The following is a 24058-nucleotide window of genomic DNA, read 5'->3' as shown; positions in this document are numbered from 1 at the left end:
TGATAAGCTACCCATGAGTAATAACGTTCTGCTGCACTAACGCATCCAAAATATCCGAAGGCATGGTGCCACCTAAGGTTAGCTGAGGAGCAAGATCTTCAACCACAATCACTTGTTCCGTGGTGCCTAAATCATCAGACTTAATCGTAAGTTCAATATCATCCCCTTCGACTTTCGCGTCGATCTGTTGCAGTAACGCCGTCATGTCTGGAGATGTGTTCTTCAACTCTGGTAATACTTCACGCAAGTCAATCTGGTCTCCTTCAGATAGGCTGAAATCGGTGATGGTGTCTTCAACGCCATCTTCGATATTAAGCCATACGAACGAATCCATTCCATTGCCACCCGTAAGGATATCGGAACCACCTCCCCCAATAAGTGTGTCGTTACCGTCACCACCAATAAGAGTGTCATCACCCGATCCACCTTCCAGTCGGTCATTTCCAGAGCCCGCAATTAGGTCAGTCGCATTTGTGCCCGCTAACAACTGAACATCATCGGTTTCAGAAGCTAGGTTAATATCGGCCGCGTCAGACACAATGTTCAGGTTAAGGTTTATTGAAGCCGATGTCGCCGTATCGTTGTTGTCAGTCTCTTCAGAAACCGCTTCAACTTTAAGCGTGTAGTTACCTGGAGTTTGAGTAAGCCCGACCGCTTGCAAGCTTTCAATTGCGTCCGCCGTTGCCACCCAAACACCGCCGCCAAGATCCGTTACAGAACCAGCAGAACTGGTAATTTGAGCGCCAGCAGGTACATCACTGATATGCAATGTGAGCTCTTCTGTAATGTCCGTTAAGGCCGCGATAATCCCAACCAAAGGAATACCACTCGCACTGACAGACTGACTCGCCGTAATATTTCTCACGTAGTTAGTTGCAGTATCGATAGACAAGGTTGGTGCGTTCGCAACTGGCGTAACCGCGATGCTGTAAACCACAGGTGCCGTCTCTATCGCGATACCTGAAGGGTTTCCACTGTCTTTAGCGACAACTTCTAAACCAATGCTATTGGTTGGAGACAGGCTAGCATCAAGGTAAACCCCACTTGGGCTGGTTGGTGTATCAATCAGCGCATTCAGATCGCTCAGAGTACCAACTAAGATGACTGAATCGGTGTTATTACCGCTGACTATCACCGTCGTCATTGCCGGAAGTGATACATTTAATGTGCCGTAATCGACCGTCAGCGTGACTGTCATTAGGTCATTGGCATATGAATCAACATAATCAGGATCACTGACATTGATGCCACTCAATAACTGACCTGCATCCTCATCAATCATAGAGGTGACACTGTCACCGTTAATCACAGGTGTATCGTTCACTCCATCGACAATCGCTGTAATCTCAGCCGTATCCGTTAGGAAGTCATTAGTGCCGTTCGTTGTACCATCGTCTTCAACGGTGTAAGTGAACTTAACGTTACCGTTGTATTCATCAGCAGCCGTAAATATCCAGTAAGGGCCTGTAATCGTAGCGTCATCAGCACCACCCACGTTCTCAAAGCGCTGTAACTGGCCTTGGCCTTCATCGAGCTCCAGATTAGTCACGGTAATCGAATCGTTTTCCGGATCGCTCGTCGCGGCAATTAAGTCGCCCTCTTTGATGAGCAACTGCCCTTCTTCAAGGATATTTCCTAAATCGATATCGGTCGCGACCGGCTGATCATTCACTTCCGTTACCATAACGCTGATTTCGCCGGTATCTGTTAAGAAATCATCAGCACCGTTGGTTGTGCCATCGTCCTCAACGGTGTAAATGAACTTAACATCACCGTTGTATTCATCAGCAGCGGTAAATATCCAGTAAGGGCCTGTAATCGTAGCGTCATCAGCACCACCCACGTTCTCAAAGCGCTGTAACTGGCCTTGGCCTTCATCGAGCACCAGATTAGTCACGGTAATCGAATCGTTTTCCGGGTCGCTCGTCGCGGCAATTAAGTCGTCCTCTTTGATGATCAATTGACCTTCTTCAAGCATGGTGCCCAAATCAATATTCGATGCCGTTGGTTGGTCGTTAACTTCAGTCACCACAAGACTAATTTCAGCGTTATCAGTTAGGAAGTCATCCACACCGTTGGTGGTGCCATCATCAATAATCGAATACCCAAATTTCACATCGCCATTAAAATCATTGGCTGCAGTGAATATCCAGAACGGTCCTGTAATCGCAGGGTCATCAGCACCACCAGCATTTTCAAAGCGCGTTAGCTGACCTTGTCCTTGAGTAAGAGTCACGCCCGTTACCGTGAGGTTATGGTTTTCTAGATCAGAACTGGCTGCAATCAAATCTTCTTCAACGATCACAAGTTGACCTTGTTCAGCAATCGAGCCTAAATCAACGTCGTTGGCTACCGGAGCATCATTGATCTCTGTAACTTTGATAGTAAATGTAGTTTGGTTAGTTTGGGCTGTATTCGGGTCTGCAGGGTCAATCAAACCGTTGTTACCGCCGTCATCCAACGTAGCGTTGATCGTAACTAACCCATTTTGATTGAGGTAATTCTGGTCTGGATCGGGTTTGAAAATAACGCTTCCATTCGCCAACGCAGTATTAATGTCGGCTTCTTTACCCGTCATCACAAGCGAACCATCAGCCTCCAATACAAACGTTACGCCAGTCGAGCTTGTGAACTCAAACACACCTTGGGCACCCGGTAACGTTTGATCGACTTGCAACGTCAGAACATACGGCGCATCCGGGTTGTCAAAAATAGCGTCAACATCGTAAATACTAAAGTTGTCGATTGCTACACCCGTTGAATCTTCTTCAGTTTCAAGATTGGTTACGTTCACAAAAATTGGTTGATCGTTGACAGGATCAATCACTAAATCAACATCGAAGCTGGTTGGCGTACCTAAGTATTCGGTGTTGTCAGCGTCTGTATCCACAGAGCGAACCGTAATTTGCAATGGACCATTAATGCCCAACACATTACCGGCATCACTATTGTATTCACCAGAGTTGAATACGAGCTTATCTAACGACTGAGTAGGGACATCTAATGTCCAAATCTGTGCCACTGGATCATAGCTGCCCAACGTGGTGCCGTCTGGATAGTATATGGAAGCTCCTTGAGGCACCCCTGCCACTTCAACTCGAAGCGTTTCTGGTGCGTTCTCTGAAAAGATCCCACTTCCGGTTGCCGAAAGTTCTTTGTCCAAAATGGTTGCATTGATCTCAATATCAATGTTTTGTCCTTCATTGCCTACAACGGAATCTGTTGGATTGGTATCTACATCATCACCAACAGGCACCACATGCAGTTTGAAACTCGGTAAGTTCGCCGCCGCAGTCGGTACACCAAGCAAAGATTCTTGAGTAAAGACTTCCACACCAAACTCGGCAGTACCACTGAAATTTTTAGGCGGCAATATCGATAACTCACTAAGGTCGAACGAAAGCCCCAAAGCTTGAGGAAGCTTAACACTCCACTCCCCGTTGCCGTTATTCTTGACTGTATATCCAGATCCTGCATCTGCGTTCATCAAAAAACCATCTGGTACACCCGTAAACTTAATCGAAACGAACTGCTCAGAACCATCGAGGTCGGTCAAAGCTATCGATACAGGTCCGGTCCCTGCTAATGAAATTGACTGATCTTCATTACCTGTTATTTCAATGATATCTGGGTTACTACCAGGACCCGTGACCAGCACATCATCGACAACGGGGACTACATCAAAGCTCACGCTGGTATTAAATGAATCAGTGTCTGCTGCCGTGCCTACCGGTGAGGCAGGATCATTATAGGTCGCTGTATCGGTCACTGTACCGCTGACATTGACCTGTACCTGATTTACATCATTCCCTGTAGGGTAGTTTGTTACAGCCCTAAAGAGCACATTGTCTAATGCACCAGCCGCGATTTCAGCTTGATTAAACGTGACAGATGTACCTAATGAGGTACCTGTATTGTCATAAAACGCACCTATAGAAGGGTCGTCCAGCGTTAAGGTAATGGACGTAAACTCTTCTTGACCGCCTTCAACGCCTGAAACCTGATCTGAAATGGTTGAATTGAAGTCGAGCTGGATATAGGTGTCTTCATAACCGACCGTGTCTTGTCCACTCTGACCATCGTTATCGACAGGGTTAAAGGCATCATCACGAGAACCCACGACATTGACATCAATCGTTGGATCCGTCTCTGCATCTGGTGCAACTTTGATGACAACTTCAGTAACTAGTGTCTTCTCATCCCCAGATTGAAGATCTTTAGTCACTACGGTCATTGGCAATCTAAAGTCACCTGAGTAATTGGGGGGTAGGTTCAATAACAAGCCGGATGAATCAACGGTTACGCCCTGCTCGACCGTGGTTTCGTAAACATATTTTCCGTTCACAAAATCAACATCACTTGTTCCCGAGAGGCTAATTGGGAATGATGTATTAGAATCGATAACCAAAGTGCCATCGATGATCACAGTCACTTGGTCAGTAGAATCATCGCGACCGGTCAAGCTCAAGATACCATTTAACGCCGCGCCGAGATCAAGCTGAGTATCTTCTACAGCATCGATAACACTGTCTGGCACAATCGAGATCGCTGCCGCCACTTTATCTGGAGCAATGAGCACTTCCGGGTAAGACAGAGTTACTTCGCCAGTTCGCAATTCTTGAGCTGATGTCTTGTTATTGGCATCACCAAGGTCTGACACCAAGGTAGACATTGTCATCTTGATGTTATTGAAATTAGTAGCGACATCGTCACTATCATCGCCTGGCGTGAAATCTAACCCTCGAGGCGCCCTGATACTAAAGGCATCTTCATTCGTAACAACCCAACGACCACCACCTTCATAAGAGGCGCCAGTGACTAGAAGTTGCACCAAAATATCGTCAGATAGCGCACTACCATCAGTGTTAGTTAACTCGACAATCACTTCGTCGACTTGTTCTTCAACTGTACTTAAATCCGTTTCCTGGTATCGGACGACATACTCATCTGTAAGTGATGTGTTGTCACTGTTGGTTGTAAATTTAATTACGCCATTAGCATCAGCCGTAATCGTAGTGAGATCTCCAGAGCCATCTTCATTTGAAACCACAATCTTGTTATCAACATCTCCAGGCTCAACGACAGGTCTTACACGTACATCAATCGTACCTGTAATCGTCGCCGTCACTATTCCTTGTCCAGGGTTTGAGGCATCAATGTATTCATGATCTCGCTCTTCAATCATCACAACCGTATCGAGCGTAAAATCGGTACTTGAATCTTGAGCCGGCGTTATTTGAATGAAGTTATTGTTCAGCGCAATCTGAGTAAAATCTTCTGCCGTTTGGCCACTCTTCGGCGTGATGGTCAAAGTACCTGCTGCGGCATCATAAACCCATATCACATCACCATTAACCACAACACTTTCTACATCACTCGGGATATCACTGATGACAATAGAAGTGAAATGCTCGTCGTCATCAATGTAATCTACGTCCTTAGGGTGCCAATCAATATTAATCGCGGTATCTTCATTTCCGTTTGTAACATTGCTGTAGGTAGATGACGTATCGATGATAGGCTCAACTAACACTCGCACTTCTTGATCAAAAGTAAGTGCATGGCCGTCATTCTCAGTGACGATCACTTTCCCTTGAATGTGAATATTCTCAGTGGATGAATCAACAGGCCTGATTCGGATTCCTGATGTGGTCGCGAATTGCGTTATGTTGGCTTCGTAGATAGGCTTACTGAGATCTGGATTACCATTGATGTCGTCCTCATAACCCACAAAGTTAAGATCGATAACCGTACCATCGCTATCTTCCAGAATAACGCCATCAGGGATGCCAGACAGGATGACCGTTATCGATTCTGAACCATCACCCGGTAAAGGTAAATCAGCAGGGTCGTTAGGCCTTCTCTCACCAGAAAGCACAGAAAAATCGAGAACCGCAAAGCTATCGCCGTTTTGACTCTCTTGAATGGTGGTTTGAACACCACTTGCAGTACCGTCCGTAATATCAGTCCAAGCCGTACCATGCGTACCGCCATATGGAATATCAGCAACACCTTTAACAGCGACATTGACCGTTTTGGTTCCCAATATTTCCTCATCGACTTGAACACCGCTAGACAAGTTCGCGGTATCTTTAACCACTCCGGTCACATCGAAGGTGAAATCTTCATTACTGTTTTTGGTGGGAACCACCTCAACGTTCGCTAAATCGGAATACGCGACTTCCTGATAATCCACCCCATTAATGGTGATGGTCGGCACAACGGTAGTGGTGCCTAAGAAATAAAGCACCGCGCCTTCTGTTACGTTACTGATACGAACAAATAGCTCTTCAGAACTGTCCGAATCTACCGACCCTGCCATGGTGATGACTTCGTCTAACGTGAACACATCTTTATTGTCCAGAGGTCCGATATAATTAGGGTCGTCAATATTGTCTTCGTTAATCTGAATACGATTGACACTGAATGTACCTGGATCCGCATCAGCAGTAACATCAATGATAATATTTTGCTCTACCGAGCGAGCAGTCGTTTTATCATTTGCCCCACCGTTAGCAGAATCATCATATGGATTACGCGTTTCTTCGGTAATGACCGTCGCTTTGAACTCAATTTGTCCAGAGAAGTTATCGATAGGGTTAACCACTGTGCTATTGATATCGCCAGCTGCAATAATATAAACACCATTGGTCGGAGTAAGCACGTTGCCACTTTGGTCTAGTAACTCAAACTTACCGCTGCCCTGCACTGCTTCTAGCTCGTAAGTAATGGTTTCAGTTCTGCTATTATCTTGTGACTCTGCATTCAACTGCAGCGTGACGTTATCCTCGTCTTCATTCACTTGATACTGATACGTGCTGTTGGAATCATCCCAAGTCGCAATATCAGCCACAGCTTCAATCTCAATTCTGAAATTTGAGTTTACTGTGTGGTCTGGTGAACCGTTATTATCAATTTCGAGCTCATAGTTGATACGCACGCCATTGTTATTTGAACCAAAGTTTTGGTCTGGAACAAAGAACAAGTTATCGATGGTCGCGATCGTCTGCCTCGCGTCATTCGGATTTGGATCAAAGCTTTGTTGCATCTCCGGAGGCCCAAATAGGATGTCACCGTTTGGTTCAGCCGTTAACTTATGATATTCAGCGCCATCAAAGTAATAGAAAGTGCCTCTGTGATTGCTGTTTTGAATCGTCAGTTGACCGATAGACTCACTATTATCTTGATCATACAAATTAACTTGCAGCGAAACTTGTGCTGGAGCATCAGGTAGGCCACTTTGGTTATCTTGGGTATTCTCAAGAGTCGGCGCATCCCCTGTTGCGTAAGGTATCGTTGAGTCTCTACCCGCATCCTCAAAGGTAGTCACTTTTAAAGCGATTCTAGACGACTCCCTATCCGTAATCGTGATATCTAATGGTGTTTCAGAGGTGTCTAGATCTCCATCCGTCGCAATCACATTAATAGAAAAGTCGATGGTGTCACCGTCATGATCGAGATAACCGTTGGCTCTAAATTCCACTTCACCATTTGAGTTAATACGTAATCGACCGAGCTCACGAGTATCAGCACCGCCATTCGTCTGCTCATAAACTCTAATCTCTTGGCTACCACTATTTAAGTCGAAACCGCTACTGTATGGTCCGTTGTTTCCTGTACGGAACACAATATCTGCACCATTGCTTGAGATCCCCTCAATTCGGCTCAGTACCGCACCATCAGCCCCAACATCCGTCGCATCAGCAAACATGTCGACTTTAGAGCCACCGTAATTCTGACCTTCAACACGAGTAATCGACTGTGTTGTTACCAGCGGAACATCATCCGTTACTGTGATAGTGAGATCGATCGCGTTTGACTGGTCTTGGTCGAAATCTTCTGCTACTACCGAAAAGTTAAGGTCAATCGTATTTTCACTTAAGCCATCAGGGTGCTGGAGTGGTTTAAACAATTCAAAGTGATAGCTATTGTCTGAAGTATCGAAAACAATCTCGAACACAGCTTCGTTGCTCGTCACGGTTTGAGCAACATAGGTAAAGGTTGTGCCGGTTTGTGAAACCGCTAGCCACTCTAAACTTTCCCCATCAGAGGTTAAGCCCGTCAGAACCAAGTCTTCATCAACCAGTTCATACTTCACAACACCATCGGCGCCTTCATCGACGGTGAACAATCCATTGATGATGGTGTCTTCCGTTTGATCAGAACCAATGCCAGTAAGATCGTCTTCATCGACAACCGTTTCGCCCGTCGGCGGCGTCATTACCGGAACATCATCAATGACTTCAATTGGTAATCGATATTGGTTGGAATCATCACCGTCGCCATCAACAGCAACAACATCAAACGGTATTGTTAATGTATCGAGGTTGCTCGGTGTTGTGACATGATTGAGAGGGCCAAGCAGGGTAAACGTGTAAGCACCATCATCAGTCAGCACTAATGTGAAAATTGGCGTTCCACCCGGATCGGTTACGCCTTGGTAGGTGGTCGTGTTAGCAGCACCTGTGATCTCAGTGATCTTAATACCTTCATTACCAGACGATAGTGTTGCTTCCAGCGTTGAGATATTGCGCAGTTCGTAAACCTCAACTTGGTCTGCACCTTCTGTGGTTACAAACGAACCCGTCGCTTGTGCCAGAATACCCAAATCATCTTCATCAACCACAAACGTACTTGCGACAGATGTGTCAGTAATGGTTGGAACATCATCAGCAATGGTCACCGTTAGCGGTTTGATCGCTGAGTCAGTGTTGTCTTTGTCGACAGCGATAACTGGCAAGGTGAAGATTTGATCGTTATAACCCTGTACTGGCAGGTGATCTAACTTTTCCAGTAAGGTGAATGTGTACTCTCCTAGAACCAGGCTGCTAAAGGTGATGGTGAAAATGTCCGTTTGAACACCCCCACTTTCCACGAAACCAATATAACTTCCACTGTTGGCAGGATCTTCTTTTAGCTGAACTACCAAACCATCCGCTTTCAGATCGCCAGATGTGTTGAATTGAGCCGTATCAATACGGAAGTGGCTTACATCATCACTACCTTGGGTAAAGGTCATGGTTTCAGTCTGGCTGACTGGCAAGCTTGGCGAAGAACCATCACTTAAGTTGACTTCAGAAAGGCTGACCTCAGGAACGAAATCTATCGTCGGAAGGTCGCCATCGGTGATCTTCAACGTCACAGTCGATGTGACAATATCGCCATCAAGATCAACAGAAGTCACCACAATCGACTTGGTAATATCCCCACCAGCATGGTTTTGATTTCGCACAGGCTCGAATCGTATCTCGCCTTCTGTGGTGATAAATACAGAACCTTCAGTGAACACAAACTCTTGTTCTCCATTCACATTTAAATCAAGGCTTTCTGCGGTTTTACCATCAAAGACAAATGAAGTGACTTTCGCTCCGTCGGCACTTTGACTTGGCATCACATCAAGGGTATTTGACGTTTCTACACTTGTTGCAGATTCTCGACTGGTGATGGTACCGTCCTGCATCAATTGCACATCGTCACCAATAGTCACGCCAAGTTGAGAAACTAACGAATCATCGCCTTCACTATCAACTGCGTAAACTGGCAGATTGAAGCTTAAATCGTTGTTGCCACGCGCATCTTGATGATCCAGAGCTTCGATTAAAGTGAATGTGTATTCACCTAATGTTCCGGCGTTGAAATCCAACGTAAACACCGTTGTCTCTACGTTAGACGAACTGGTCGTAAAACCGATGTACTGACCGGAACCTTGAGGCTCTTCACGTAATTCGACCGCTAAGCCACTCGATTTAAGTGCATCGTTAGTATTGAACTCAGTTGGTTCCAGACGGAAACGAACCACATCGTCACTTTGATTGGTGAAAGTAATCGTCTCTGTTTGAGTCACCGCACTACCACTTGGCGCAGAACCATCCGTCAAATTCGTTTCCGACAAAGTAACACCCGGCACCGCATCAATGGTTGGAATGGCACCATCGGTAATGGTAAGCGTGATAGTTGAAGTCTTCGGATCGTTATCGAAGTCACTTGAAGTAACGACAATCGACTTCACGATGTCTTCGCTGGCAGAGTGGTCAAGGTCACGATTAGGTTCAAAGCGCACTTGGCCTTGAAGAGTGATGAATAACTCACCTTCCGTGAAGCTAAACTGCTGCTCGCCTACGATGCTTTGATCGAGTGTTTTGACAATCCCGCCAAAAGAAAACTCAGTGATCGTCGCACCATCAGCGCTCTGAGTTGGTATCACATCGATTGTGTTAGTCGTTACCGTGCCAGCAGCCAAATCTGCGACGGTTGGCTCGGTGATATCTAACGTACCGTCTTGCATGATTTGGACATCATCGCCAATAGTCACGTTTAGCTGAGATACCAGAGAGTCATCGCCATCGCTGTCTACTGCATAAACGGGTAGATCAAAACTTAGATCGTTCTTATCTAGGCCATCTACATGGTCTAGCGCTTCAAGTAAGGTAAAGGTGTATTCACCTAGCGTGGTTGCCGAGAAACTAATGGTGAACACTGGAACTTCAGTGCTCGAATCGTTGGTAATAAAGCCTATGTAAGTGCCTGGATTAGCAGAGTCTTCTTTTATCTCGACCGCAAAGCCATTCGATTTCAGTGCGCGACTCACATTGAATTCAGTAGGTTCAATACGGAAACTGACCACATCATCACTTTGATTGGTGAAGGTAATCGTCTCAGTTTGACTTACTGCACTGCCGCTTGGAGTTGAGCCATCAGCAAGATTAGTTTCAGACAAAGTAACACTTGGCATGGCATCAATGGTTGGGATAGCACCATCAGTAATCGTCAGCGTCACTGTGGAAGTCAGTAGGTCATTATCTGAATCGCTTGAGGTCACCACTATCGACTTCACGATGTCTTCGCTAGCCGTATGGTCTAGATTGCGATAGGGTTCGAAGCGCACCTCACCTTGTAAGGTGATGAACAACTCACCTTCAGTGAAGCTAAACTGTTGCTCGCCATTGTCAGTTTGGTCCAGCGTTCGAAGCTGACCATCATAGGTAAATTGAGTGATCGTCGCGCCATCGGCACTTTGCTCAGGCATCACATCAACAGTGGCTGTCGTCGGAGTACCCGCAGTCAAATCCGCAACCGTTGGCTCAATAATACTGAACGTTTGGTCCTGCATGATTTGAACATCATCACCAATGACCACATTAAGTTGAGACATCAATGAATCATCGCCATCGCTATCAACGGCGTAAACAGGAAGATCAAAAGACAGATCATTATTCGCTAAACCATCTACATGATCCAACGCTTCAAGCAGGGTGAAAGTATATTGACCTAAATTGGTATCCGAGAAGCTAATTGTAAACACGTTAGTTTCAACATTCGGACCTGTCGTCACAAAACCGATGTAACCACCCGGTGTGGTTGGATCAGGTTTCAACTCAACCGCTAATCCGTTTGATGTTAGAGCACCGCCAACATTAAACTCTGTCGGTTCAATACGGAAACTCGTCACATCATCACTTTGATTGGTAAAGGTGATGGTTTGAGTTGAACTCACCGCACTTGCGTTTGGATCAGAGCCGTCACTCAAATTCGTTTCTGACAGTGTAACGCTTGGCACAGTGTCAATCGTTGGGATATCGCCATCCGTGATGGTTAGCGTTACCGTTGAGGAAACAAGATCACTATCAGAATCACTTGAGGTTACGACTATCGACTTAACGATATCGCCGCCAGTATGGTCAAGGTTACGATTGGGTTCAAAACGAATATCGCCTTGTAGAGTGATATACAAAGACCCGTCAGCAACCACAAACTTCTGCTCACCCGTATCGTTTTGGTCAAGCGTTAATACCCCCCCACCATCGTAAGTGAACTGAGTAATGGTCGTGCCATCAGCACCTTCTTCATCAAGGACATTAACGATAGACGTAGTCGGTGTACCTGCTGCCAAATCTGCAACCGTTGGCTCTTCAATAGTGAGAGAGTCATTAACCATCACTTGAATATCATCAGTAATCGTCACGGCCAGTGGTGACATCACAGAGTCATCACCATCGCTATCAACGGCATACACTGGCAAGTTGAATGTTAGGTCGTTATTACCTTGAATAGGCGTATGGTCAATGGCTTCCAGAAGCGTAAATGTATATTCACCCAAAGTAGTGCTGCTGAAATCGAGAGTGAATACTGTAGTTTCGACATTCGAAATATCGGTCGTGAAACCAATATAATTGCCAGAACCTGTTGGTTCCTCTCGAATCTCAATGATCAAGCCATCGGACTTGAGCGCGTTGTTAGTATTAAATTCACTTGGCTCTAAACGGAATTTCTCAACATCGTCACTTTGATTAGTGAAAGTGATGGTTTCCGTTTGACTGACTGCGCTACCACTTGGCGATGAACCTTCCATTAGGTCAGCTTCTTCAAGTACGACTCTCGGCACCGCATCGATTGTCGGAATATCTCCATCCGTAATGGTCAGCGTAATAGTTGAAGTCACCGGATCGTTATCAAAGTCACTTGAAGTTACGACTATCGACTTCACGATGTCTTCGCTAATTGAGTGGGCAAGGTCGCGATTAGGTTCAAAGCGCACTTGGCCTTCAAGGGTGATAAACAGTTCGCCTTCCGTGAAGCTGAATTGCTGTTCGCCAGTGTCATTCTGATCAAGTGTTCGTAGCTGGCCGTCATAAGTGAACTCAGTGATCGTCGCGCCATCAGCGCTCTGTTCTGGCATTACATCAATGGTATTGGTCGTGATTGTGCCGTCTGCAAGATTTGGTTCAACAATATCTAACGCACCGTCTTGCATGATCTGGACATCATCACCAATGGTCACATTCAGTTGAGACACCAATGAATCGTCGCCGTCCGTATCAACAGCATAAACAGGTAGTTCGAAGCTCAGGTCGTTATTATCTAAACCATCCACATGGTCTAACGCTTCAAGTAAGGTAAAAGTGTATTCGCCCAACGCACTCGTAGAAAAGGCGATCGTGAACACTGGAATTTCAATGCCCGAGCCATTGATAATAAAACCGACGTAAGTACCCGGATTGGCAGAATCTTCTTTTATCTCAACCGCAAATCCATTCGATTTTAATACACCGCCCACATTGAACTCGGTTGGCTCAATACGGAAACGGGTCACATCATCACTTTGATTGGTGAAGGTAATTGTCTCGGTTTGACTTACTGCACTGCCGCTTGGATTTGAACCATCAGCAAGATTCGTTTCAGACAAGGTAAGGCTTGGCATGGCATCAATGGTCGGGATATCACCATCGGTAATCGTCAGAGTTACTGTTGACGTCACTACATCGTTATCTAAATCGCTTGAAGTCACCACAATCGATTTCACGATGTCTTCACTAATCGTATGGTCTAGATTACGGTTTGGCTCGAAGCGAATCTCTCCTTGCAAGGTGATGAACAAAGAACCCTCAGTAAAGTCAAACTTCTGTTCACCTGTATCATTTTGATCGAGTGTTATTGCCGCCCCGCCATCGTAGATAAACTGAGTAATTGTCGCACCATCGGCACTTTGCTCAGGCATCACATCAACAGTGGCTGTCGTCGGAGTACCTGTAGCTAAATCAGTAACCGTTGGCTCAATAATATTAAGCGTTTCGTCCTGCATGATTTGAACATCATCACCAATGGTCACATTCAGTTGAGACACCAATGAATCATCACCATCGCTATCAACGGCGTAAACCGGAAGATCAAAGGTCAGATCATTCTTAGTTTGGCCATCAACATGGTCTAACGCTTCAAGTAAAGTGAAGGTGTACTGGCCTAAGTTAGTATCTGAAAAACTAATCGTGAATACGTTGGTTTCAACGTTCGAACCATCGGTAACAAAACCGATAAAGCCACCCGGTGTGGTTGGGTCAGCTTTCAATTCAACTACCAATCCATTTGATGTCAGAGCACCGCCAATATTGAACTCAGTAGGTTCAATACGGAAGCTTGTCACATCATCACTTTGATTGGTAAAGGTAATGGTTTGAGTTGAACTAACTGAACTGCCACTAGGCGCTGAACCACCACTTAGATTGGTCTCCGACAAGGTCACAGCTGGCACATTATCAATGGTTGGAATATCGCCATCGGTAATGGTCAGCGTGACGGTTGAGGTCAACACATCGTTATCAGAATCACTGGAAGTGACCACGATCGATTTCACGATGTCTTCGTTCAGTGTGTGATCTAGATTGCGATTGGGTTCAAAACGCACATCACCTTGAAGCGTGATGAACAATTCACCTTCCGTGAAGCTAAACTGTTGTTCGCCATTGTCAGTTTGGTCCAGCGTTCGAAGCTGACCATCATAGGTAAATTGAGTGATCGTCGCGCCATCGGCACTTTGATTTGGCATCACATCGAAAATAGCAGTCGTCGGTTTGCCTGTTGCTAAATCAGCAACCGTCGGCTCAGTAATACTAAGCGCACCGTCTTGCATGATTTGAACATCATCGCCGATGATCACACTTAACGGCGACATCAGGGAATCATCACCATCACTGTCTACCGCATAAACGGGTAGATCAAAGCTGAGCTCGTTGTTGCCTCGAGCATCTTGGTGGTCCAACGCTTCGATGAGCGTGAACGTGTATTCGCCTAATGACCCAGCGTTAAAGCTCAATGTGAATACTTGAGTTTCCACGTTAGTGGCACTGGTCGTGAAACCAATATAGTCACCCGACCCTGCCGGAGCTTCACGTAACTCTACGGCTAATCCATTCGATTTAAGCGCATCGTTGGTATTGAATTCTGTTGGTTCAATTCGAAAGCGAACTACGTCATCACTTTGGTTGGTGAAAGTAATAGTTTGCGTTGAACTCACCGCAGCGGCGCTTGGAGTAGAACCATCCGTCAAATTCGTTTCTGAAAGCGTAACGCTTGGTACTGCATCAATGGTCGGAATATCACCATCCGTAATGGTCAGCGTAATAGTTGAAGTCACCGGATCGTTATCGAAGTCACTTGAAGTCACGACTATCGACTTCACGATGTCTTCGCTAATTGAGTGGTCAAGGTCGCGATTAGGTTCAAAGCGCACTTGGCCTTCAAGGGTGATAAACAGTTCGCCTTCCGTGAAACTGAATTGCTGCTCTCCTGAAATGCTTTGATCGAGTGTGTTTACGATACCGTCATAAGTGAACTGAGTGATCGTCGCGCCATCAGCGCTCTGTTCTGGCATCACATCAATGGTATTGGTCGTGATTGTGCCGTCTGCAAGATTCGGCTCAACAATATCTAACGTACCATCTTGCATGATTTGAACATCATCACCGATGGTCACATTCAGTTGAGATACCAATGAATCGTCACCGTCCGTATCAACCGCATAAACAGGCAGCTCAAAGCTCAGATCGTTCTTATCTAAACCATCCACATGGTCTAACGCTTCAAGTAAAGTAAAGGTGTATTCGCCCAGTGTGTTCGTAGAGAAACTAATGGTGAACACTGGAATTTCAATGCCCGAGCCATTAATAATAAAACCGACGTAAGTACCCGGATTGGCAGAATCTTCTTTTATCTCAACCGCAAATCCATTCGACTTTAATGCACCGCCCACATTGAACTCGGTTGGCTCAATACGGAAACTCGCCACATTGTCACTACCAGCGGTAAAGGCAATCGTATCTGTTTGACTCACCGCACTTCCGCTTGGAGAAGATCCATCAGCAAGGTTGGTTTCTGAGAGAGTAACAGGCGGGATCAAATCAATGATCGGATTTTGGCCATCAGTGATACTTAGCTCAAGCATTGAAGAGTCAGTGTCTCCATCACCATCTTCAGCTAAAAATGAGAACTGTTTTACTATAGTTTCACTGCTTGAGTGGTCGATATCACGAGCGACTTCAAAACTGAAATCACCGTTTAATGAGATAGTGACGACACCCTCAGTAAAACTGAAAGTCTGGGTAGCATCGGGGAGCAGGCTTTGATCTAACGAATAGTCAACACCGTCGTAGTTGAACGATTGAATTGTCGAACCATCAGCGCCTTCGAAGTTGAATAGGTTATACGAAACAACGGTATCGCCCGCTAAGGTTGGTTCAGTGACTGATTCAACCTTATCGACTAACTCAACGACATCGTCCTTAACATTGACGAGAATCTCAGCAGCTTCTGGTGTGTTCGAACCTCCAGACAGTGCCGAACGGTCACCATCTGCATCAACGGCATAAATTGGCAGTGCAAAAGTTAATAACGCATCTTCAGCGCCTTGGTGCGAAAGGTCTTCATACAGATTAAACTCGTAGTTACCCAATGAAGGGCTGTCAATTTTAACATCAAAGACCGTAATTCTCGATCCATTGACCTCTACATAGCCTTCGTAAGTTCTTACACCGTTGGTTTCATCAATAAGCTCAAGTAGTACGGCCTCACCATTTGAAACTAAGGTACCACCAGTATTAAATTCTGCCGGTTCGAGTTCATAATGATCAATGATGTCGCTTTCAAAAATGTCCGCGGTGACACTGCCGCTGCCAGACACTGACGACATGCCCTCTTGCGAGCCGCCAACAATGCCCGCTTCATCAACATCAATACTGTCAACATTAGTGATAACAGGGCTATCACCATCAGTGATAGCAATGTTAATGGCATTGGTTACAATATCTTGGTCAAAATCGGTAATCGTGATCGGCAGAGAGAAAGAGAGTGAGTCAGTGCCGTTCTGTTCAATCGGATTAAACTGCTCAAACTTATAGGTGCCATTGGTATCCAGTGAGATAGTGAGAACAACCTCACCAGAACCTTCAATAGCCAAAGTGATCGTCGTTCCATCACCAGAAAGCCTTGCCAGCGTGTTCTGGTTATCACTGAGTACCCCATCAAACAGCTCTAATGCGCTTGCATCAAAGACCGCAGATTGAAGATTATCACTCCCGATATTAGAGAAGGTTCCTTCTATCGCTGCACTGTTAGTCTCAACGGTATTGATATTCACACTTTCAGCAGACGGATCGATCCCGTCAAACACGGTAACTTGTGTGTTGATAGGTGTTATTAATGGGTTTCCAGCGGTGTCTTCACCTTGAATATCAAAGGTAATATCTATTTGATCACCGGTATAGGAAACTTGGCCACCACCGATGGACGGAACATGGTCTATCGGCTGAGAAATCGTTGTAATTAAAGAAAGCTCAATGTTATTTCCAACACTGATGGCATCAATGTCGATACGTAATACTTCATCGGAGCCTTGAACACCAACGATAGAATTGGTCGCCGCGTTGTATGTAAAAGTAACGGGCTGACCACTTGAAGTAATGTCGTTGTTTAATTCACTAAGTAGTGAAGCGAGGGATAGAGTATCTGGAACGAAAGAGTCAGGAGCGAGCGCTAAACTACCAGCAATAATCGTTTCTGTCGTCGTGATAGATTGAGGATAGGTACTCTCAGATATCGATCCTTCAGTAAGAGCTTCACTGATTGATTGGCCACCTGATGAGCGAGTGATCGATCTCAATTCTTCTCTGTCTTCATCAACGGTTTGTTCTTCTAGAGCAGCGGTCTCAAAGAATGTCGATGGGTGAGTTTCTATGTAATTATAATCAATCGTCACAAAACCAGCATTCGCAGAACCTAATCCGCCACCAGCCGCCGTTGCTTCTAAGATTTCAGTCGGGTCGGCACCAGCTAATATGGCCTGTTGAATAGCAGCGAGGTCATCATCGGTAAAGGTTCCTGCGTCTGCTTGCTGTAAGTCAAAATTAACTTCACCCGCGATTGGGACGTCTGTCCATGCGGCAGTCTCATCAACACAACCGACACAATTCTCTCCAACCGGAATCGAATCATTCTGAACGCCTAATACAAGCTCTGACTTGTTTGCAGTAATGACAATCTCGTTTTCACGGATAATATCGCCAACTGAAACCTTTCTTGCACTGCCGTCAGGCTTAACTACGACGACATCTCCACTGGTTGCTTCAACTACCGCAACCTGACGTGAAACTTCGATATCCATATATCCCCCGTTGCCACAAAGCACTATTCTCTAGAGCTGTGAAAATTATAGTAATAGCGATTTCAAGATTAAATAGAACTTAGACCTAAATTTTCATCAATAGTAATCAATCGTGATGTTCAATTGACTCGAAAAGAAAGATTCGTTTCACCTGTTTTTTTTATAGTTTACTTACTATTAAGCCTAGTCTTCCCCATAAAAAATACCATGTCTGTGCGACGAAACGTCTTTTCACAAATCTAGGTATTTCCTCTGACTCTAGAAAGCAATAGTTAAAAGTTAGTAGGGCGCTGATTTATGTGCAAATAAATTCACACTGAAATCTCACCTCTTCGTTTGATAAATATATACAGCAATAAGGTTGTTAAATCATTACCAAATATGGGGTATAAATTCGGGTGAGCTATACGTTTACAACAAAGCGAAGGTAAGTCCCATATTTGAGACAGCGCCCAGAATAAAGACAATGCAATTACAACTAAAATCACTAAAACAAGCTGCATATTACGCACTTCTTGGAATATTGAATCGCGTTGTAAAAAACGGATTCATTTTTAAAGGTTCGCTACTTTGCCTCCATATACAAACTAAAAAGCCCACCAAATTAAACCTGGTGGGCTTTTGAATCAGTATACAGCGTTATGCTTTTTGCTATAAAAGATTATGACTTAGCAAGGCGATTCGCCGTCCAAACATAAAGCAATTCAAGCGCAATCGTCGCGCCAACCAATGCGGTAATCTCGCTTTGATCGTACGCTGGAGAAACTTCTACCACATCCATACCAATCATGTTGATACCCTGTAAGCCACGGATGATTTTCAGCACTTTATCTGAATTCAAACCACCACACACTGGCGTACCAGTACCCGGCGCAAAAGCAGGATCCAGACAGTCGATATCAAATGTTAAGTACACTGGCTTATCACCAACAATACCTTTCACTTGAGCAATGATCTCATCCACGCTCATGTCATTCGCTTGCATCGCATTAATGACATTAAAGCCGTGACCTTCCTGTTTATACTCGGTACGAATGCCGATCTGCACCGAGTGTTCTGGCGAGATAAGGCCTTCGTTTGGTGCATGGTAGAACATGGTACCGTGATCGTAACGACTGCCCTGACTGTACGTGTCAGTATGTGCATCGAAGTGAATCAGAGCCATTTCACCGTACTTCTTGCCGTATGCTCTTAGCAAAGGCAATGTAATGAAGTGATCACCACCTAAACCTAACAGTGTTTTACCGCTGTTTAGAATCGCATCAGCGGCTGCTTCTAAACGTTGAGTTAAGTCTTCTGCATCACCACAATCAAACACAAGATCACCAGCATCAATCACCGAGGTATGTTCAAATACATTGAAGTCCCAAGGAAATTTTTTGCCTTCCCATGCCAAGTTCACAGAAGCACGACGAATCGCATCAGGCCCCATACGTGCACCCGGACGACCCGACGTCGCCATATCTAACGGCGCACCCAACACAACCACATCGGCATCGTTATCAATTGGGTTCTGTACCAATGGACGACGCATAAACGTCATGGCGTTGGAATACAGCGAGTAATCTGGTTTCGTAAATAGATCGTTCATTAAAAATCCTCAAGATAGGTGTAACCCATCAAGCCTTGCTCTAACTCTTCAAGTACACTTTGTTGCTCTTGCGCTGGTACTTTCGCCGTGACCAAATCTTTGTAGTTCTGGCGAATCAGATCTGTATCAATGTGAACATAACGCATCATGTCTTCAACCGTATCGCCTTCGTTGATGTAGTCGATATTCGCTTGACCACTTTCATCAACATTCACCACGACACTGTGGGTATCACCAAATAGGTTATGCATATCACCCAAGATTTCTTGGTATGCGCCAACTAAGAAAAAGCCCATTAGGTATGGTTCATCAGGGTTCCACGCAGGAACTGGCAGCGTTGTTTCAATACCTTGGCCATCAACATACTGGTCAATCGTACCGTCAGAATCACATGTGATATCCAGTACTACAGCGCGTCGCTCGTCCGCATTATCCAAACCGCTCAGTGGCAACACAGGGAACACCTGATCGATACCCCACGCGTCTGGCAACGATTGGAACAACGAGAAGTTCACAAAGAACTTGTCGGCTAAACGCTCACTCAACTCGTCCAAAATAGGACGGTGGTAACGGTTCTTAGTGCTCATACGAGAGCTAAGTTCGTAGTTAATACGCAAAGACATCTGCTCTGCCCAAGCACGGTGCTGCAGATTCAGCATACCTGTTGCAAATTGGTTGTGCGCTTCTGCGATATCACTCTGAGTATCGTTGTAGATCTCAATCAACGCTCGGTCATCATTGCCCGCATCTAGCTCTAAGAAGTTCTTCCACATGTTGTTAAGCAACATTGGAGCGTCAGCTTCTGGTGCCGTCATGTCTTCTGGCGAGTAGCTTTCTGTACCAATCACGTTAGTCACTAGTACTGCATGGTGCGCTGTCAGTGAGCGACCAGATTCTGAAATAATTACAGGTTGTGGTTGATTGTAGAGCTTACAGATATCCCCTACTGTCATCACGATGTTGCGAGCGTACTCAAGCAAGCTATAGTTCATCGAGTTTGAAGATTGGCTGCGTGTGCCATCGTAATCGACCGCCAAACCGCCACCAACATCTAGGTACTTCAGTTGAGCACCGATATCGCGTAGTTCACAGTAAAAACGCGCGGCTTCACTCACGCCATTTCGCACATCACGAATGTTCGCCATTTGCGAACCAAGGTGGAAATGCACGAGCTCTAGAACATCTAGCTGGTCTTCGGCTTTCAAGCGTTCAATAACAGTAAGCACTTGTGATGCAGACAAACCGAACTTCGACTTCTCACCACCACTTGCTTGCCATTTTCCTGCGCCTTGAGAAGCAAGACGGATACGTAAACCCAAACGAGGTTTTACGCCAAGCGCTTTCGCTTCAGCAAGAACAAGATCAAGCTCTGATAACTTCTCTAAAACGATGAACACCTTGTGTCCTAGCTTTTCGCCAATCAGCGCAAGGCGGATGTATTCTCGGTCTTTGTAACCATTACATACGATCACAGAACTCGCTTTTTGAGCCAGCGCCAATACTGCTAATAGCTCAGGTTTGCTACCCGCCTCTAGGCCTAATTGCTTTTGCTCTAATTGAGCTTGGCTCGCTAAAATCTCATCAACCACTTCTTTTTGCTGGTTAACTTTAATCGGATAAACAAGTAGGTAACGATTGTCGTACTGATATTCGTCGATCGCTTGGTTAAATGCGTTACAGATATTGTGCACACGCTGATGCACTATTTGAGGAAAACGCACAAGAGCAGGTAAACCAATATTTCGCTGCTCTAACTGTTTTACGATCTTACTTAGGGGTACTTGATGATCCGTTTCGCTCGGTGAAACATACACCTCGCCATTATCATCAATTCCATAAAAACCTTGGCTCCAATGCTTTACATTATACTCAGCACGGATGCGTTCCAAATTAACCGAATTTTCCAATTCTAGAGACCTCACATTATAGGGCCATCGACAGAAGATACCTCTTTGGAATAGCGAGGTATAACCCAACAAAAACCGTTCGAAAACGATTTGTTGGCTGCATTAACCAATATTATCAAGAGTGAGTCCAACCATTGATATTTATGGTTACGGTTACATATTTTTATCGATAATCCGACTTAAAGTAGCACGTAAGGAATCACAAGGTATTAGGATAAAATATAGGCGGAAGCACATTAAATATAAAGCGCTCTCCCACAGAAATTCAGATACAAAAATGCCAATGGCACATCATAGTTTCCGCCAAATGAGTTAGGTTAAGTCAAGATTGTGACAAATAGGAGCACTCCTCAATCAGAACTATCACTATCACCAACATAGCGAGTATCTTATTATTCCAAACCTATGGATTACTGCTACCCTCCAACTTCTAAAGTTCATTCTCTTTATTTTTCCTTCGACCACACAGCGTGCAACTGAACAAGAAATAAACTTTCCCTGTGCATATCTTGTATTCGATTCGATCTTCTTGTAATTTCAACTGACCAACCAATCGGTCAGCCTTCGAATTTAAGGGGATACTATGAGTGATAATCTAGACCTTGAACCAAACACGTCGGGCACCAACGACATGGATCAAATATTCAACCGACAACAAGATCACTACCGCAACAACGTTAATCCAACGCTTGAGCAGAGAAGAAATGATATCTCAGTATTGAAAACCTTGTTAATGCGCTACCAAGGGCAATTGATTGAAGCGGTATCTGAAGATTATGGCCACCGAGCAAAGCACGACAGCTTAATTGCTGACATCACCCCTTCTCTGCACCAAATCAGTTACAGTGACAAGAACCTTAAGAAGTGGTTGAAGCCTTCACGCCGTAAAGCAGGTTTGATGTTAACCCCGGCTAAAATCACCGTTCACTATCAGCCAGTAGGTGTTGTCGGCATTATTGTTCCTTGGAACTTCCCTGTGATGCTCGCTTTGGGTCCTCTCATCACAGCATTGGCGGCAGGTAATACCGCGATGATCAAGATGTCTGAGTTTACCCCTGCGACCAACCGTGTTTTAAAAGCGATGTTGGCCGAAGGATTCAGTGAGGATCAAGTGGCGATCATTGAAGGTGAAGCCGATGTTTCCGCTAAGTTCAGTCAGCTACCGTTTGACCATATCCTATTCACAGGCTCAACCGCTGTTGGTAAGCACGTGATGAAAGCCGCCGCTGATAACTTAACCCCGGTTACGCTAGAGCTCGGCGGGAAATCTCCAACCATTATTGCCCCAGATTTCGATGTCACAGACGCGGTTGAACGCATCCTGTTTGCCAAGAGCTTAAACGCAGGTCAAATCTGTGTCGCACCTGACTACATCTTGCTGCCACGAGAAAAAGTCGATGCATTTATCACGGCTTATAAGCGCTACTTCAAGAAACTATATAAAGCTGGAATTGAGAGCAAAGACTTAACTTCAGTGATCAACATGCGCCAATACAATCGGTTGAAAGGTGTGATTGAAGACGCACAAGCCAAAGGCGCAGTTGTTCACACCGTCACCGAACAAGCGCAAGACGATGTAAACCACAGAATGACGCCGCACCTTCTCACCGAAGTAAACGACGACATGATCGCGATGCAAGAAGAGTTGTTTGGTCCCGTGCTACCTATCGTGCCTTATAATTCTATCGAGGAGGCAATCAGCTACATCACAGAAAGAGAACGCCCACTGGCTCTGTACCTAATGAGCCATAATAAAGAAACCCAAGACAAGTTTTTATCAAACACGCACTCAGGCGGTGTATGTATTAACGACTCTCTGGTGCATGTGGCAGCAGAAGACGCGCCGTTCGGTGGCATCGGCCCTTCAGGCATGGGACACTACCACGGCATTGAAGGCTTCAAGACCTTTAGCCACGCCAAAACCGTTCTAAGCAGAGGAAAAATCAACTTCACCAAGTTAATGCATCCTCCTTACAACAACCCAATTAAAAAGATTCTGTTCAAAGTACTCAATAGATGATCACGAAAAGACAAAAAATCCTAGATGCTGCGCTCCTGCTTTTCTCTCAACAAGGGCTAGAGGGCACATCTACCGGACAAATAGCGAAGACCGCAGGTGTAGCAAAAGCGACGCTGTTTCATCACTTTGAGAACAAATCTCTACTGATTGATGAACTGTTTCGTGAACTGAAAATAGAGCTATTTTCTACCCTTGACCAGCACACAGAAATCGCTGAACAAAATCGCTATCAAGCCTTTAAATTCATGTGGATGACAGGGATTGAGTGGGCATTAGAAAACCCAATCGCCATGAAGTTCTTTACAAATGTGCATTTTGACCCAACGACTCAAACTCGTGAAGTGATTGTGTCGCAGATGTTCGCATCGCTAGACGAGATCATTTTGAAAGGGCAAGAAGATAGTGAATTGATGGCGTTAGACATTAACCTTGTTAGGCACTTCATCCATAGCCACTTTCTGATTTGTGCAAACTGGCTAATCGAGCAGAACGAGATATCACCAGAGCAATCAACCAAGTACGTCAATGATAGCTTTAATATGTTCTGGCGAGCCGTTGGTGGGCAAACCAAGTAACTTTAGCTTTAAGCCTAAGGCTCTAAGCCCAAAGCT

General features: G+C 45.2%; 5 protein-coding genes. 2 read left to right on the top strand and 3 right to left on the bottom strand.

Going from position 1 to position 24058, the window contains the following annotated elements:
* Positions 1-7: 7 nt before the first annotated feature.
* The 3 genes from OCU50_RS05805 to speA form a co-directional block, all read right to left on the bottom strand.
* Entirely contained in the window at positions 8-17929 is a 17922-nt protein-coding gene (locus tag OCU50_RS05805) for a retention module-containing protein (protein WP_065311168.1), read from the bottom strand.
* A 661-nt stretch (positions 17930-18590) separates the two neighbouring features.
* On the bottom strand, positions 18591-19520 hold the full coding sequence (gene speB, locus OCU50_RS05800; protein WP_060467543.1) for an agmatinase: 930 nt from the start codon (positions 19518-19520) through the stop codon (positions 18591-18593).
* Positions 19520-21427, bottom strand: coding sequence for an arginine decarboxylase (speA, locus tag OCU50_RS05795; RefSeq protein WP_060467606.1), 1908 nt, complete (start codon positions 21425-21427; stop codon positions 19520-19522). The genes speB and speA overlap by 1 nt, the downstream gene beginning before the upstream one ends.
* Before the next feature lie 583 nt (positions 21428-22010).
* On the opposite strand from speA, the gene OCU50_RS05790 reads away from it, so the two are divergent.
* Both OCU50_RS05790 and OCU50_RS05785 read left to right on the top strand, forming a co-directional pair.
* Complete coding sequence (locus tag OCU50_RS05790; RefSeq protein ID WP_060467542.1) at positions 22011-23447, top strand: coniferyl aldehyde dehydrogenase; 1437 nt, start codon at positions 22011-22013, stop codon at positions 23445-23447.
* Positions 23444-24022: a TetR/AcrR family transcriptional regulator gene (locus OCU50_RS05785; protein WP_060467541.1), complete on the top strand. Its 579-nt coding sequence runs from the start codon at positions 23444-23446 to the stop codon at positions 24020-24022. The genes OCU50_RS05790 and OCU50_RS05785 overlap by 4 nt, the downstream gene beginning before the upstream one ends.
* Positions 24023-24058: the final 36 nt, after the last annotated feature.

It is taken from the genome of Vibrio toranzoniae (genome assembly GCF_024347655.1).
Lineage (GTDB): Bacteria > Pseudomonadota > Gammaproteobacteria > Enterobacterales > Vibrionaceae > Vibrio > Vibrio toranzoniae.
This window is presented reverse-complemented; position numbering and strand designations above follow the sequence as displayed.

Coding starts and splice junctions, on each gene's coding strand:
- OCU50_RS05805 (WP_065311168.1), bottom strand. CDS start 17,929: ATGGATATCGAAGTTTCACGTCAGGTTGCGGTAGTTGAAGCAACCAGT.
- speB (WP_060467543.1), bottom strand. CDS start 19,520: ATGAACGATCTATTTACGAAACCAGATTACTCGCTGTATTCCAACGCC.
- OCU50_RS05790 (WP_060467542.1), top strand. CDS start 22,011: ATGAGTGATAATCTAGACCTTGAACCAAACACGTCGGGCACCAACGAC.
- OCU50_RS05785 (WP_060467541.1), top strand. CDS start 23,444: ATGATCACGAAAAGACAAAAAATCCTAGATGCTGCGCTCCTGCTTTTC.